Genomic DNA, 15984 nt, shown 5'->3' with positions numbered 1-15984 from the left:
TACAACAAAAAGGGCTTGCCATGCCCGAGACAAGTCAAGGTAGTATGCCTGCATACGATAGGGCCGCACCATCGTCTTGACAGTGCGGCCCGAATCGGTCCGTGTGTGGGAAGTTGCCGACTAAATATTGGCAATGGCCCGTTCGGCGTTTTCCTGATATTCGTCTTCAATCTGCGCCACATCGGCGGGCTTTTGCTCCGAATCGAACAGCCGGGCGCTCATCGACTCCTTCTCGGTAACGTCAAAGAACAGTTCGTGAATATTGATCGGTTCTCCGCCTTCCGGCACCTGACATTTCTCGAAATTACCATCTTCCAGCAATTCATACGCGTTGACATTGTCGCGCAGGTTATCCTGCAAAATCAGGATGGCGAGTTGCTTGACCCGCTCATCGGCCAGGAAAAACAACGATTCGATGCGCCGGTCGAAACTACGGACCATCACGTCGGCGCTACCGCCGTAGACCTTTGGGTCGCCGTTGTTGTGGAAGTAATAGATGCGTGTGTGTTCCAGAAAATCGCCAACAATCGACCGGACCGTGATATTCTCGCTGAGCCCGGCCCGTTGCGGACGCAGGCAGCAGATACTCCGCACGATCAGTCGAACCGGTACACCAGCCTGCGATGCTTTGTACAGTTCATCGATCACCTGCTTGTCTTCCAAGGAGTTGACTTTGATGCAGATGCCGCTTGGCAGACCCCGTTGCGCGTGTTCAGCTTCGGCCTGAATCAGCCGGATCAGTTGATCGCGCATGTCGCGCGGAGCCGTGATCAGGTAGTTGTATTCGTTGGGCAGCGAGTGGCCGGTGATAACGTTGAAGAACTCCGAAATGTCGTGCGTGTACGTCTCGTTGGTCGTCAGCAGGCCAATGTCGGTGTACAGTTTGGAGGTGTCTTCGTTGTAGTTACCCGTTGCCATGTGGGCGTAGCGAACCACCCGGCTGCCCTCGTTCCGAACCACCAGCAATAGCTTGGTGTGGGTTTTATAGCGGCTGATGCCGTAGATAACGAAGCAACCCGCTTTTTGCAGCCGCTGCGCTTCGCGGATGTTGTTTTCTTCGTCGAACCGGGCTTTTACTTCAAACAGTACCGACACGTGCTTGCCGTTCTCGGCAGCTTTCAACAGAGCCTCGGTGATGCGCGAGCGTTTCGCCAGCCGGTAAACCGTTATTTTTATCGCCAGCACATTCGGGTCTTCGGCAGCCTGCTCCAGCAGTTGCAGTACGGGCTCGAAGTTGTTGTAGGGGTGGTGCAGGAGAATATCGCGCTGCCGGATCGTTTCGAAGATATCGTCGCTTTTATCGCGATTCACACCCAGCGGCTGCACCGGCGGGCGCGGACTCGGCATATCGTCTTTGAACTCAGGATTACCGATTATCTGCCACAGCGCCGTGAAGTCGAGCAGGGTTTCCGATTCAAAGACGTTCAACTCGTCGATTTCCCACCGCTTTTTCAGCAGATTCATCATCCAGGACGATCCTACGTTACCGTTGCAGTCGGTTTGTACCTCAACCCGCGTCACGCGGCCCAGACGCCGGTTCTTGATCTTCTGCCGTACTTCGTCGATGAAGTCAATTTCGTCGTCGTCGTTTTCTTCGAGGGTAAAATCGCCGTTTCTGGTGATGCGAAACAAGTTGATCGATTCTATTTCGACGTTGCGGTACAGTTTTTTAATGTTGTACCGCACAACCTCTTCGATTGGAAGAAACAGCACCGTGTCGTCGCGTTCAAACGACAGGAAGCGGGGCAGGTTGGCCGGAATCTGCACAAACGACAGCCGCTGACGGCTTTCTTCGTCTTCGGGGCGCAGGCTTTGCAGATTGGCCGTTTCGTTGTTGTGGGTCACGACGCCGAAAATCAGCACTTTCGCCAGCAGCACCGGGAATGTGTGCGTGTAGTCGTACAGCATCGGCGTCAGGGTCGGGTACACGACCTTGTCAAAATAATCCGTTGCCACCGCCTGCTCGTCGGCCGTCAGGTTCTCGAAATCGCTGAGTTGCAGCCCGTTTTCAGGAAACAAGGGTAACAGCTCTTCGTTGAAAACCTGCTGCTGGTCGCGTACAAACTGCTGAGTAGCAGAGAGCAGCGTCTTGCGAAACGGTACTTCCCGCAGGCCCGAGTAATCGATACGCTGCTTGTGATAGTCCAGATAATTGTAAAGGCTACCCACGCGAATCATGAAAAACTCGTCGAGGTTCGAGGCCGAAATCGCCAGAAACTTTAGCCGTTCCATGAGCGTCCGGTTGCGGAGCGGAGCCTGTCGGCTACGGGCCTGATCGAGCACCCGCTCATTGAATTTCAGCCAGCTCAAATCACGACTCAGGTAGTTACTCTGATCGATTACGCTGGTAACTTTTTCACTTACTTTCACGAGTTTGTCTTTATCAGCCGGGGGCGTTGCCGCTGCCGGTTCGGAGGAACGGTGGGTCAGTCGGGAAACCAGGCTACCCAGCATTGTTTTGTTGAGGTGTTGTGAATAGCGCATAAGGGAAGGATTTTTAAAGTAGCAACAAAAAGGCGGACTGTTAAGCCCGCCCATTGTTACTATTAGGTTAAATGTCGATTCGAGCGTACTTGGCGTTTCGTTCGATGAACTCACGCCGGGGGCAACTTCGTCGCCCATCAGGGTTGAGAACACATGGTCGGCATCGGCTGCGGATTCAACCGTGACGACTTTCAGGGTGCGGGTATCGGGGTTCATTGTGGTGCTCCAGAGCTGCTCGGCGTTCATCTCACCAAGTCCTTTATACCGCTGTACGCTCACGTTTTCTTCCCGGCCACCGCCCGCCAGTTCTTTTACGGCTGCTTCGCGCTGTGCTTCGTTCCAGCAATACCGCTCTTCCTTGCCTTTCTTGATCAGATACAGCGGGGGCTGCGCGATATAGATGTAGCCATTGTCGATGAGCGTCTTCATGTTCCGGTAGAACAGCGTCAGGATCAGCGTACGGATGTGACTACCGTCGACGTCGGCATCGGTCATGATGATGATTTTGTGGTACCGCAGCCGGTCCAGATTCATCACCGTTTCGTCGTCTTTCTTCTCCAGCCGGATACCCAGTGCGGTCCAGATGTTTTTGATCTCTTCGTTTTCGTAGATCTTGTGTTCGAGCGCCTTTTCGACGTTCAGAATCTTACCGCGCAGCGGCAAAATGGCCTGAAATGCCCGGTTACGACCCTGCTTGGCTGTACCACCCGCCGAGTCACCCTCTACCAGATATAGTTCGCACTTCTCCGGGTCGGTGTCCGAGCAGTCGGCCAGTTTGCCCGGCAGGCCCGCGCCACCCATGAAGTCTTTGCGCTCACTCATGATGCGCTTGTAGGCCTGATCGGCCGCGATACGAGCCTGCGCCGACACGAGCACTTTCTTGACGATGCCCTGCGCTGTTTTGGGGTTTTCCTCCAGCCACGTTTCCAGCAGGTCGGCCATTGCCTGACTGACGGCACTGACCACTTCCTGGTTGCCCAGCTTGGTTTTGGTCTGCCCTTCAAACTGGGGCTCCTGTACCTTTACCGAGATTACGGCGGTCAGCCCTTTCCGGAAATCTTCTCCGCTGAACGTTACCTTACCGGCGTTCTTGGGCAGCACACCGGGGTTTTTATCGGCGTAGTTTTTCAGAACCCGCGTCAGTGCCGAGCGGAAGCCCTGCACGTGCGTACCGCCTTCGTGTGTATTGATGTTGTTAACGTACGACAACACGTTCTCGCCGGCTTCGTAGTTGTACACCAGCGCAACCTGTACGGGCGTTGAACCTTTATCCGACTCCATGTATACGGGCTTCATGCTGTCGAGGGCGGGGCGGGTCTGATCGAGGTATTCGACAAACTCAACCAGACCACCTTCCGAGAAAAAGTCATCCTGCCGCGTGGGGTTACCGTTCTCGTCGAGTTCGCGCAGGTCGTTGAGGAAAATGTGGATGCCTTTGTTCAGGAACGACAGCTCGCGCAGGCGACCCGCTACCGTTTCGTACTTGTACTCCGTTTCGGTGAAGATGCTGCCGTCGGGCTTGAAATGCGTCCGGGTGCCGGTATCGTCTGCATCGCCGATAACGCGCACATCGTACTGCGGAATCCCGATTTTGTATTCCTGTTCAAAGATTTTGCCTTCGCGGTGTACTTCCACCCGTACGTCGGTCGAGAGGGCATTGACGCAGGATACGCCCACGCCGTGCAGACCGCCGGATACCTTGTATGTGTCTTTGTCGAACTTACCACCCGCGTGCAGCACCGTCATCGCAATTTCCAGCGACGACTTGCCCATTTTGGTGTTGATCCCCGTCGGAATGCCCCGGCCGTTGTCCTGAACGGTGATCGAGTTGTCGGGGTTGATGGTTACGGTAATTTTGTCGCAGAAACCCGCCAGGGCTTCGTCAATCGAATTGTCGACTACCTCCCAGATGAGGTGGTGAAGCCCCCGGATACCCACATCGCCAATGTACATCGCCGGTCGTTTGCGAACGGCTTCCAGCCCCTCAAGAACGGTGATGCTGTCAGCGCCATACTCCTTTACCGGTCCATCCGCTACGGGTGCTTCTGCTTCAATCAATTCGTTGGTCATATTGGCTCCAGATAATGTCAGAAAATCGGTGGTATCAGACAAAAAATCGCAGGATTTATTAGCTGATTACAGATGGTAAAAATACAAAAAATATGATGAATTTCCTAGCCTGTTTTCTGGGAATAATGGAAAGTAATGGGTATGTTTTAGTTGTTATATACGTTGTTGTTTTAGATTGATAATGGCCTTTTATGCCCGGATTACCGCTTTATCGATGAATTTAACCGACACAGAAAATTACCGCTACAGCGCTGACGCTGAGGTATTGCGCATTCCCGAAAAAATAGTATTGAGTTTGAGCTGGTTTAAAAAAAAACAGCCGGATTTTGCAAAATCCGGCTGTGCGTATAAATGGCTTGTATGGCGGCTTAATCTTCGGGATACGGGATATAAACGAATCCGGCAAAATCGCCGTGTATGACGAACAGGCAGGCGTATTCGTCGGCCTTTTTGTAATTCTCTTTCCAGAGTTCGATCGAGTCTTCGCCGATCAGTTCGCGCTGGATAAATTCATCCAGAAACGATGCTCTGTAGTTCCATTTGTTGCCCATCTCATCGACGCCGATGAGCAGTTGCCCAACCGGCACTTCCCGCCGTGACGCGACGAAGATCGGGAACTCTGAAAAGCCGCGTTTCCGAATCTGGTACGACGCTTCTTTCAACGTGTCGGCCACCGTAACGAAGTCCGACGAGATGATGCCCATAAGCTCTTTGTTGACGTCGTACGAATTGGCGTCGTCGAGCAGGGTGTTTTCGTTGCTATGATTTATCATCAGGTTCAAGGTTTGTTGTTCAGTGTTTAACGTTTTGCGATGGCCAACCTTGAACGTTGAACCACAAACGGTAAACCGAAAAACTAAAAGCGCGCTGCCAGCAGCAAGTCCAGGGCTTTGAAGCGCATGTTGAACTTCTGGGCGATGTACAGGTTTGTCAGCGTGCCTTTATGAGCATAAACACCTTTCATAAACCAGCGGTTCGCGTAGAGCATCTGCTCGATACCGCCCGTCGTACCCGTTTCGAGCAGGAAGGGTAAAAAGATGTTGCTCAGCGCCATACTGGCGGTGTAGGCCACGCGGGCGGCAATGTTCGGTACGCAGTAGTGAATGACGTCGTGCTGCCGGAAGGTCGGTGTTTTGTGCGTTGTCATCCGCGACGTTTCGAAGTTGCCGCCCTGATCGATGGATACGTCGATGATAACCGAGCCTGGCTTCATCCGGCTGACCATATCTTCGGTGACGACCACCGGACTCAGGCCATCATCGGCCCGCATCGCTCCAATAACGACGTCGGCCCGTTGAATGGCTTCCGTCAGCGTATCGGAGTCGATGATGGATGTATACACGTGCTGTCCGACGGCGTATTTGAGTCGCTGAAGTTTATACAGCTGCTTGTCGAATACCTTCACGTCTGACCCCATGCCCAATGCCGTGCGGAGTGCGTATTCGGTTACGGTACCGGCTCCGAGCATCACTACTTTTGTCGGCGGGATACCCGTAATACCACCCAGAATAATGCCCCGACCATTGTCAGCATTGCTCAGGTATTCACCCGCAATCAGCATGACCGTGCTGCCCGCAATTTCGCTCATGGAGCGGATCACCGTCATATTCCCGGCTTTGTCTTCCACGAATTCATAGCCGATCATGGTGAGGTTTTTCTCGTTGATTCGCTTGAAATAATCGCGGTCCTGCGCGGGCAGATTGAGCGCCGAGATAATCGTGCTGCCGTGCTTGACGAATTCAAACTCAGCTTCAACCAGCGGCTCGACTTTCAGAATCAGGCTGGCTTCGTACACTTCTTTGGGCGAATACGCGATGCGGGCACCGGCTTCGCTGTATTCGTTATCCGCGAAGTGCGCTTTTGCACCAGCCCCCTGCTCAACGATCACGTCGTGGCCGTGCCGCACCAGGATGGCTACGGCTTCAGGCGTCAGCGCAATGCGGCTTTCCTGAAGCGAAACCTCTTTTGGCAGGCCGATGAGCAGGCTGTTTTGCCCTTGTTTGACAGCCAACGGTGATTCTTTCGGGTAGAGGGCCGTTTGCTTGGCCAATTCCTCAAATCCAGTCAATGCGGTGGTTCGTTTAAGCGTATGGGGTGTACCGATACGGTGGTGGGGAGTGGATAGCTAGGTAGATATGGCCCGGTCATTCGTTTACCAAATCAGCCTCGATCGTGCGTTGCTCGTCGGGGCCGGAGGTGATACGGACCTGAAAATAGCTGGCTGGCCAAAGCGATTGGACGCGTTCGGGCCATTCGATGAAACAAAAATTGCCGGAGTCGAAATACTCTTCGATACCGATGTCGAGGGCTTCGGCTTCGTTGCGGAGTCGGTAACAGTCGAAATGGTAAATGGAGTGGCCTTCGTGGGTAGTGTACTCGTTGACGATCGAAAATGTTGGGCTCTGCACGGGGTTCAGCACGCCAAGCGCCCGGCACAATGCTTTGATCAACGTGGTCTTGCCCGCTCCCATGTCGCCCTCAAAGAGCCATATCGGCTGTACCCGCCCTTCGGCCAGCAAACGGTGGGCTACCGAGTCGATCTCGTTGAGGTGTTGGCATTCAAGCGTCATAGGCAAGCTGAATAAGCCTGCGAAGATACAAAAAACCCGGCAGTCGGCTGAGTGTCGTATACGCCTAGTTTTCTGCACACAACCGATCGCCGGGCTTCTGTGGACATGAAATACAACACGACTATGAATCCGTCGTGTTGTTGATAAAATGCTGTGGAATGAGCTTAAATCCGGGTTTCGGGCACGGATTTCTTCACCGCCCTATTGCTGTATGGGCGTGGCACGAAAAAGCCCGGCTGTGTTTCTGCACAGCCGGGCTTTTTACGTATCGGTTTTAACGGGTTACGACAGTTTCAGGTCGTCGGTAACACGCTGTACTTTGGCTTTCAGTTGCGCGTACGTTTCGTCGAAAGCTTCCTTGCTGGCGAGGGGCTCGCGTACACTGACGTAGAACTTAATCTTCGGCTCCGTACCCGATGGCCGGGCCGAGATTTTGGTACCGTCTTCGGTAAAGAATTGCAGCACGTTCGACGATTCGATACCCATCTTGCCCGCTTCGATCGCGGTCGAGTTTCCAGCGGCATCCGTTCGCGACAGGGCTTTATAGTCGTCGATCCGCACAACGGGCGAACCAGCGATTTCTTTGGGCGGATTGGCGCGGAAATCGGCCATCATCTGCTGAATTTCCTCCGCTCCACTTTTGCCTTTCTTCGTCAGCGATACCAGACTTTCGTAGTAAAAACCATTCTCCTGATACATCGCCATCAGCATATCGAACAGACTTTGTCCTTTGTCTTTGGCGTAGGCGGTCAGTTCGGCAATCATGGCGCAGGAGGCAATGGCATCTTTGTCGCGCACGAAATCGCCGATCAGATAGCCGTAGCTTTCTTCGCCACCGGCGATAAACTGCTCCTTGCCTTCCAGCTCGCGAATGACCTCGGCGATGTACTTGAAACCGGTCAGCGTGTTGTAGCAGCTAACGTTGTAGCGCTTACACATCTCGTCGATCAGGTCGGTCGTAACAATCGTCTTGGCAATAAACTCCTTGCCCGTCAGCTTGCCGGCATCTTTCCACGCATTGAGCAGGTAGTAGATAATCAGGCTGGCCATCTGATTACCGTTCAGCAACTCAAACTCGCCGTGGTGATTCCGTGCTCCCGCGCCCACGCGATCGGCGTCGGGGTCGGTTGCCATGACGAGGTCGGCGTTCAGTTCGTTGGCCAGGTCGAGTGCCAGTTGCATAGCCGCCCGCTCTTCCGGGTTGGGCGATTTTACGGTCGGGAAGTTGCCGTCTGGCGTAGCCTGTTGCTCAACGATGTGAACATTGGTGAAGCCCAGTGCATCGAGGGCGCGGGGAACCAGCGTAATGCCGGTACCGTGAATAGGCGTGTAAACGATGTTCAGATCGGCCTGCCGCTTGATAATGTCAGGGTTGACCGCGTTCGACTTGATACGCTCGATATACGGCGCGTCGATTTCTTCGTCGATCAGGTGAATGCGCTCGGGTACACCCTCGAACTTGATGCTGTCGATCGACGTGATTTTGTTAACCTCGGCAATGATGTTCTTATCGTGCGGAGCTACCACCTGACCGCCATCGCCCCAGTACACTTTATAGCCATTGTACTCCGGCGGGTTGTGCGACGCCGTCACGACGATACCGCTCTGGCAGCCCAGTTGCCGGATGGCAAACGACAGTTCCGGCGTAGGACGCAGGGCACTGAACAGGTACACCTTGATACCGTTGGCCGAAAAAATATCGGCGACCAGCCGGGCAAATTCGGGGCTCATCCGGCGGCTGTCGTGCGCAATAGCCACGCTGATGTCGTCCTGACCGGGAAAGTTGCCCGCGTCGGCGCACCGATTGATGTAATTACACAGCCCCTGCGTAGCCGCGCCCACCGTGTACCGATTCATCCGGTTCGACCCGACGCCAAGCACACCCCGCAGACCGCCGGTGCCAAATTCGAGATCGCGGTAGAACGAATCGGTTAGCTCGGTCGTGTTGCCCGCGTCGACCAGTTGTTTGATAGCCGATTTTGTATCAGCGTCGTAATTGCCGTCGAGCCATTTGTCAACGCGCTCCTGTGTTGACGGGTCTAATGTTGTGGTCATAGATGAAACAGACTGGAATGATTGTTAAACTGGATTGAGCTAGGTTAGCAACGTATTAGTAAGGGCGTGAATAAGTCAAAAAGCCGCCCGCTGTCAGGTCTTCGTCGAGTTCTTCCCAATGGATACCATAGCCATCTGCCATAAACTCGAATTGATTTCGTTGAGCGGAGGTTGCCTTTTGCAAACGGGGAAACCACGCCAGTGGACTGCCAATAATTCGACCATCGTTTAATTCAACGAATATACGTTCGTCGTCAAACCAAACCCGTTGCGCGGTGAATTGATCTGTGTTCATATGGCCTGTTTATTGATGAAAGAATTCTTTCCACCGTTGGGCAATGATGTCTTCATTCTCTTCGATTAAGCCCTCTGCAATTTTCAAATCTTTTGGTTTCATTCCCCTGTTGTCAATGAGCTGTACTGGGTTAACAGAGAACCGCGCTTCGCCGTCACTGTTTCGAACATGGACATGAATAGGTAAGTGATCGTTACTGTAGAAGAGAAACCGAAAACCGAAAACTCGGAAAATTTCAGGCATAAATGGGTGGGATGAAGCTATAAGTTAGCGAGCCAAAATTACACTTCTCTGTGCGCCAACCAAGCCCGTCGGCCGGAATGAGATTTTATGGACAGGATTACAGGATTTTGACGATGCCCAGCTATCAAAATTCTGTAATCCTGTCGAAAAACCTTACACGTACCGCTCGGTAATGTGCGCCGTTAGCTCGGCGGTTTCAATCAGCAGCGGATGGCGGGGCTGCGTCAGGCCAGCTTCCAGTTCGGCGATCGTGTCGCGAAACAGCAGATACACCGGCACGTTGACTGACTCTGTCTGACTTTTCTGATAAACCAGTTGCGGCCGGGCCGTACCCGAAGCTGCCAGTTCGTTGTATTGCTGCTTGGCCGCTACCCATTGGTCATCTGTCGGCCCAAATACCACCGACTGATCGGGTAGGGGTGTTTGCTTCCGGTCGGCCAGCCGCTGATCGAGGTCGGCCAGCATCCGCTTCAGGTGGGCGGTGTCTTTTCCCGTACGAATGCGTTCCCGCAGCGATTGCCGTATCAGGTAAGTAAGGGCGTCGGTCAGGTTGAGTCCGATTTCAGCCATCTGCTTGAAAATCAGCGACGACGGCGACATACCCGGAATCGTATTGGGGTCGTGGAGCAGCACATCGCCAGCGGGGGTTAGAAAACCGTCGATGCGGGCATATACGTTGATGCCCAGCCGCGTAAATACATCCGATACGGCCAGCTGAATCTTGCGATTATTCTCCAGACTGGTTTCGACCGGGATCCGCTTTTTTGTCGTGCTGAGTTTGTATTTCGACTCGAAGTCGAAGCTCGTCACGTTGTAGATTTCCGTTGGGGGCAGCGCGATCGCTACCTGATCGTCGTCCTGAATGACGCCACACGAAAACTCCTGACCGCTAATAAACTCTTCAAACAGTACTTCGTCCTCTGCATTAACGGCCGACAGAGTAATCGTGGGCAGGCCGTCGGTAAGTAGCTGATCAAGGATCTGTGCAAATTCTGCCGGGTGGCTGATGTGATCGCCCGTCTGCTCGATGACAATTGGAAAGCTGATACCCGCATCCAGACTCGTCATCTGCTGCGCCAGCGATTCTTTTTCGGCCGCCGATAGACTCGACCACTCACCGAGTTTCGACCAGCCATCGGGCTGAATAGTTGTCGTAAAAAAGCATTGCTCAACGGCCCGACAGAACTGCGCCAGGTCGTTTTCGCGCACGATAGAAACGCCGATACTTGAGCCCTGATGGGGTGCTTTTATCACGATTGGCAGACCCAGATGCGCCGTTAGCGATTGAAAAAACTGCGCTTTGTCGGTCTGTTCGTAAGCGTCGCGGTTGATCGTCGCCGTCTTTTTCTGTTGGCCATTCGCCAGCGCGATCAGCTCGTTTTGTAAAATCTTGTTGATTCCGACCGCCGAACCCGCCAGTCCCGGACCCGTGTAGGGCATCTTGTACCACTCCAGCAACCCCTGAATGGCTCCATCTTCGCAGTCAGGGCCGTGCATCGCCAGAAAGACCATGTCGAAGTGCTCACGAAACTGTTCGGGGCGAAGTTCGGGCATTGCTGCGTCGACGCGATCGACCGGCCGCGATTCGTCGTAGACCGAGAAGCCGGTTTCATCCTGCGGCAGCACATCGCGCAGGGAGTTGCCCAGCAGAAAGTCGGGCTCTACAAGCCGGAATCGGCCCCGCCCGTCGACAAACACGAGGACAGGTTCAAACAGGCCCTTATCAAGATTTGCCAGGGCGGTGCGGCCACCTGCGTACGAAACTTCCCGCTCACGCGCCGGGCCACCGAAGAAGATACCAATTTTCACAGAGTAAACAGTCAGTTGTACCAGCGCAAAGAAACAAAAAAAGCCGTCTGAAACGAGCAGACGGCTTTTTATTGCGGTGTCAGTATAACCACTTTGCCCGGCGGAGGGGAGAGAATGGTATCGAAAAGCTGGTTAAAAATAGGTTGGATATCTTCGTATCTAGTCGTCTTGACGTTAAGCACCACGACAGTCACCGAAAAATTATCTAGATTCTGCTGTTTGTATAGACTTTTATCAATGGTAATCAGTAGGTTGAAACCATTAAGCGTTAATAAGCCAAGCAGTTCCCCGTTTTTTCGTCCGGTCCAGCCCATATCACGAACAGTCTGAACCTCAGTCACACCAAGTCTGGATTTTAATCGAAAACGAAGCTTTTTCGGTACATTTTCATCCAATAGAATCTTCATCCCTTCGCTTCATTCACGATAGAAGCAAGGGCTACCTCAAGCAGCGAAACAGCTTGATCCCTTGAAACTGATGGGAAGTCATCGAGGAATTCTTCGATGGGTATGTTTCCTTCGATATGATCGATAAGCGACTGCACCGGTACGCGCGTACCGCGAAAGACGGGCGTACCACCCATCACCTCAGGGTCTATGTTGATTAGTTCCTTCGCGGTCATGGGATGAGCCGTTAAAACGCGGGTGTGATGTTGACAGCTTCTACTCTCGTGATTTCGGGTACAGCCTTCAGAATAGCTTCTTCCAGCCCGCCTTTGAACGTCATAGCCGACATGGGGCAGGAGCCGCATGAACCCATGAGTTCCAGCCGTACGGTGCCATCGTTGGTTACTTCTAAAACCTTCACGTTCCCGCCGTCTGCTGCCAGGTAAGGCCGCATGCTGTCGAGGGCGCGATCTATTTTCGTAATCAGTTCGTCTTGATTGACTACAGTCTCCATTGTGTCCTGTGATTTACCGTAAATTTATCATTCAGCGGCTACTTACGCAACCACTACACGTTTTGTCTGTTCAACAGCACTGTTGCGAATGGCGACCTGCTGCGCCAGCGCCTGCGCGGCCGACTGAAACGCTTCGCCAACGATTGGTTCGCTGGCACTGAATGCCGGCCGGCCATCGTCGCCAGCTTCGCGGATGCTCTGCACAAGCGGAATCTGCCCCAGCATCGGTACGCCAAACTGATCGGCCAGTTGCTGACCACCGCCTTTCCCGAAAATAAAATACTGATGATCGGGCAGTTCGGCGGGAGTGAAGTACGACATGTTTTCCACCACACCCAGCACCGGCACGTTGATCTGCGGTTGCTTAAACATAGCCAGCCCTTTGACGGCGTCGGCCAGCGCCACCTTCTGCGGAGTTGTCACGATGATGGCACCCGTAACCGGCACCGTCTGCACCAGCGTCAGGTGAATGTCGCCCGTGCCCGGTGGCAGGTCGATCAACAGATAATCGAGTTCACCCCAGTCGGCGTCGGAAAAGAACTGTTGCAGAGCCCGCCCCGCCATCGTACCCCGCCAGATAATTGCCTGACCCGGATCAACCAGAAAACCCATCGACATAATTTTGATGCCGAACTGCTGAATCGGCTCCATCCGGTTCTGCCCGTCGACCTGGAAAATGCGCGGCCGGATGTCTTCCGCCCCGAACATCGTCGGCATTGAAGGGCCGTAAATATCAGCGTCGATGATGCCAACTTTAGCGCCAGACTTATGCAGTGCCACGGCCAAGTTCGCCGTAACCGTCGACTTGCCCACGCCCCCTTTTCCCGATGCCACGGCGATAATATTCTTGACACCGGGCAGCGTAGGCGCATTGACACGGGTCGACGTTACATCCGACGTCATGTCGACCTGCACCGTAATCTGCGGGCCGATATGCGTATGGATGGCGTCTTCGCAGCGCTTTCGAATCACCTCCTGCAACGGGCAGGCGGGGGTAGTCAGTACAACAGTAAACCGCACGGAGTCGATACCCAGCGTAACGTCGCGCACCATGTTGAGCGAAACAATGTCGCGCTTCAGGTCGGGCTCTTCGACGGTGCTCAACGCCTGCAAAACAGCGTCTTTGTGTAAACGATAATCAGACATAACAATAGAAAAAGCAGGGCTGCTTACGCATCAGGTAGTCAGCGTGTTCAATTCGTTTTGATAACCTGCCTGTATACGCAGCAAACGGCTGCGTACGTCACTCAGTTCCGCCGACGTATCGACGCGCTCAGCCAGTTTTTCCAGTCGGGCTACCAGCTGAGTCAGGAATTGCCGGTCGGCGGTGGTTGTGCCGCCATGCAGTGGCCGATGGTCGAGTGCCTGCCGGACACGTTGCCACTCGGCGACGAACGCACGAAGTTCGGGAGTAAAGGCGCTCTCCGCAAACTTTCCAAAAATATAGTCATGCGCCTGCGCATTAGGGTGAATCAGATCGGCGTCGTAGAAACGGTAGTCCCGCAGGTCGTCCATCATCAGTTCGTAGGCGGGAAAGTAATGGACGGTGTCTCGCCAGCTAGTCAGTTCATGAGCCAGCACCCGCAGCATCGACTTACTAACCTGATTGAGCGGCAGCGTGTCGCGCGTGTGCCGCACTGGGCTAACCGTCACCACAATTCGCAGCGCCGGGTTTGCCCGGCTCAATAGTCTGACCAGCGTAGTCAGCGAGTCGCGCAGGTGGTCGATCTGGTACAGGTATTTCTCGAATAACTGCCCCGGCATCTTGTGACAATTGGCTACTACCTCGCCCGTTGCCTTGTGCCGATACACCACCGCCGACCCCAGTGTAAGCAACAGGCAATCGGCCCTACGGAGCGCATCTCCGGTCTGTTGCAGTGTCCGTACAAGCTTCGTTTCCAGCTCATCACGGCTGTGCGCCCAGAGCGACGAGTGAAAATCATAGTGAAACCAGATCCCGTCGCGTTCCAGATAGCCGCTCTCAGCAGGTGCCGTACCGCTCAGGGCCATCGTAACCAGCTTGCTGATCGATACCGGGTTGAAGATTGTACCAAACGGGTTGTTCAACACCATCAGTTTAGCGTCGAGTAATCGCTGACCCATTACATCGGCAAAGCAGGAGCCGAGCGTAACAATCCGGCTGTTCAGATCAAGCTGGCAAGGCAATGAATCGGGTGTAAGTTCGGTGTGAAACTGCATACTAATTCAACAAAAAAGCGGTCCGGTTAGGTCCGCTTTTAGAGAGTTTTATGTCGTTTAATTAGCTGATTATTAATTGGAAAGAATGGTTGACAATGCCTGCATATTGGCAGCCTCGTCGAACAGTGACAAGACGGGAACACGGAAACCGGCTACCTGCTGCGCGGTTAATTCATCTGAACCGATAACTGTTCCGACGAGGGCATATTCGCCGGTTTGAGCGTCGAGTGTGTATTGTTCCACGAACCGCTTACCGGGGTTGACGATCCAGTATTCTGCGATTCCGTTTGCTGCGTAGTCAGTGAATTTGATACCGCGATCCGTGCGGGCTGTACCCTTCGACAGTACCTCGACCACCAGATCCGGAGCCGGGAATTTCATCTGTTCGGCCGTAAACTGCGCGGCTTTTTCCTGCTTCCAGAAGCAAACGTCTGGTTCGTAGTCGTTTCGCTTCAATGTAATCAACGCCTTCTCCGACGCAACCCGCCCCAGTTTGTTTTTGATGACGTAAGCGCGTAACAGGCTGTGGATATTACCAACCGCTGTCCAGTGCCGCTCCTTGACCGGCGACTGCATGACGACGTGGCCGTTGATAAACTCGGCTTTTACATCCTCCTTGAGCCACGCATAGAACTCATTCCGCTTTCGTGATTCCTCCCGTAATGCCCGTTGCGCCTGCTCGATGAGTTGCGGCAGGTTGGGAATCTCCATCAATTGCTCCAGGTTTACCATTACGGTATGGTGTGTTTTTACTCAAATATACAAAAAAACCGACCGGCCTGCCATAAGCAAACCGGTCGGTTCAATAGGGGTGATTCGTTGTGCTTATTCAGCCGAAACGACGTCGATTTTTACCTTGTGCTTCACGTCCTTATGCAGGTCAAGCGATGCCTCGTAGGTACCCAGGTTCTTGATATCGTCGATCGTAATTTTCTTCCGGTCGATGTCGAAGCCTTTTTCGCGTAGTGCGTCGGCTACCTGCGTGTTAGTTACGCGGCCGAAGATCTTACCGCTGTCACCCGCTTTAGCTGGGATCGTCAGCGTCAGATCGCCGAGGTTATCGGCCATCGCCTGCGCGTCGTTCTTGATTTTCTCCGCTTTGTGAGCCGCCTGACGGATGTTTTCAGCAACGATCTTTTTGTTCGAATCGGTTGCCATCATGGCGTATCCCTGCGGGATAAGATAATTGCGGCCGTAACCGGGCTTCACCGTAACGGTGTCGTTCTTATAGCCCAGACCGGCGATATCGGTTTTGAGAATGATGTCCATTTTAAGAAAGTGGTTGTCGAGTTATAAAGTCGTATAGTTTTAACGTTGTAAAGCGTTTGCGTCAGCCAACTCTACAACTTTAGAACCCAA

Annotated in this window: 15 protein-coding genes and 1 pseudogene; all 16 read right to left on the bottom strand. The window is 53.5% G+C overall.

Annotated features, from left to right (window positions below):
* Positions 1-120: 120 nt before the first annotated feature.
* Positions 121-2484 (bottom strand): polyphosphate kinase 1, encoded by a 2364-nt coding sequence (gene ppk1 / locus HH216_RS22675; protein ID WP_169553489.1) that lies wholly within the window; start codon positions 2482-2484, stop codon positions 121-123.
* Positions 2485-2551: 67 nt separating this feature from the next.
* Positions 2552-4554 (bottom strand): annotated as a pseudogene (gene gyrB / locus HH216_RS22670) (DNA topoisomerase (ATP-hydrolyzing) subunit B).
* Between the two features lie 368 nt (positions 4555-4922).
* Positions 4923-5327: a hypothetical protein gene (locus HH216_RS22665; protein WP_169552931.1), complete on the bottom strand. Its 405-nt coding sequence runs from the start codon at positions 5325-5327 to the stop codon at positions 4923-4925.
* Between the two features lie 83 nt (positions 5328-5410).
* Positions 5411-6622: an alanine dehydrogenase gene (locus HH216_RS22660; protein WP_169552930.1), complete on the bottom strand. Its 1212-nt coding sequence runs from the start codon at positions 6620-6622 to the stop codon at positions 5411-5413.
* Positions 6623-6698: 76 nt separating this feature from the next.
* Positions 6699-7124, bottom strand: a complete 426-nt coding sequence (tsaE, locus tag HH216_RS22655) for a tRNA (adenosine(37)-N6)-threonylcarbamoyltransferase complex ATPase subunit type 1 TsaE (RefSeq protein WP_169552929.1) — start codon at positions 7122-7124, stop codon at positions 6699-6701.
* A 282-nt stretch (positions 7125-7406) separates the two neighbouring features.
* Entirely contained in the window at positions 7407-9179 is a 1773-nt protein-coding gene (locus HH216_RS22650) for a phospho-sugar mutase (RefSeq protein WP_169552928.1), read from the bottom strand.
* Positions 9180-9234: 55 nt separating this feature from the next.
* The gene (locus HH216_RS22645) at positions 9235-9474 is read right to left on the bottom strand and encodes a DUF2442 domain-containing protein (RefSeq protein ID WP_169552927.1); all 240 of its coding nucleotides are present in this window, start codon (positions 9472-9474) and stop codon (positions 9235-9237) included.
* 9 nt (positions 9475-9483) lie between these two features.
* Complete coding sequence (locus HH216_RS22640) at positions 9484-9717, bottom strand: DUF4160 domain-containing protein (RefSeq protein WP_169552926.1); 234 nt, start codon at positions 9715-9717, stop codon at positions 9484-9486.
* 153 nt (positions 9718-9870) lie between these two features.
* Complete coding sequence (locus HH216_RS22635; protein WP_169552925.1) at positions 9871-11526, bottom strand: D-alanine--D-alanine ligase family protein; 1656 nt, start codon at positions 11524-11526, stop codon at positions 9871-9873.
* A 68-nt stretch (positions 11527-11594) separates the two neighbouring features.
* Positions 11595-11933, bottom strand: coding sequence for a DUF5615 family PIN-like protein (locus tag HH216_RS22630; RefSeq protein ID WP_169552924.1), 339 nt, complete (start codon positions 11931-11933; stop codon positions 11595-11597).
* A complete protein-coding gene (locus HH216_RS22625) occupies positions 11930-12148 on the bottom strand; it encodes a DUF433 domain-containing protein (RefSeq protein WP_169552923.1) in 219 nt (72 codons plus the stop codon). The genes HH216_RS22630 and HH216_RS22625 overlap by 4 nt, the downstream gene beginning before the upstream one ends.
* An 11-nt stretch (positions 12149-12159) precedes the next feature.
* Complete coding sequence (locus HH216_RS22620) at positions 12160-12426, bottom strand: NifU family protein (protein WP_169552922.1); 267 nt, start codon at positions 12424-12426, stop codon at positions 12160-12162.
* A 42-nt stretch (positions 12427-12468) separates the two neighbouring features.
* Positions 12469-13572, bottom strand: coding sequence for an Mrp/NBP35 family ATP-binding protein (locus tag HH216_RS22615; protein WP_169552921.1), 1104 nt, complete (start codon positions 13570-13572; stop codon positions 12469-12471).
* Positions 13573-13602: 30 nt separating this feature from the next.
* On the bottom strand, positions 13603-14625 hold the full coding sequence (locus tag HH216_RS22610) for a GSCFA domain-containing protein (RefSeq protein ID WP_169552920.1): 1023 nt from the start codon (positions 14623-14625) through the stop codon (positions 13603-13605).
* Positions 14626-14697: 72 nt separating this feature from the next.
* On the bottom strand, positions 14698-15357 hold the full coding sequence (locus tag HH216_RS22605; protein WP_254448571.1) for a Uma2 family endonuclease: 660 nt from the start codon (positions 15355-15357) through the stop codon (positions 14698-14700).
* A 93-nt stretch (positions 15358-15450) separates the two neighbouring features.
* Positions 15451-15894 carry a 50S ribosomal protein L9 gene (gene rplI / locus HH216_RS22600; protein ID WP_169552919.1) on the bottom strand — a complete coding sequence of 148 codons (444 nt, stop codon included), beginning with the start codon at positions 15892-15894 and terminating at the stop codon, positions 15451-15453.
* Between the last annotated feature and the right edge of the window lie 90 nt (positions 15895-15984).

The sequence above is a fragment of the Spirosoma rhododendri genome, from assembly GCF_012849055.1.
In the GTDB taxonomy this organism is placed as follows: Bacteria; Bacteroidota; Bacteroidia; order Cytophagales; family Spirosomataceae; genus Spirosoma; species Spirosoma rhododendri.
The sequence above is the reverse complement of the archived record's forward strand: the minus strand, read 5'-3'. Positions and strand labels throughout refer to the sequence as shown.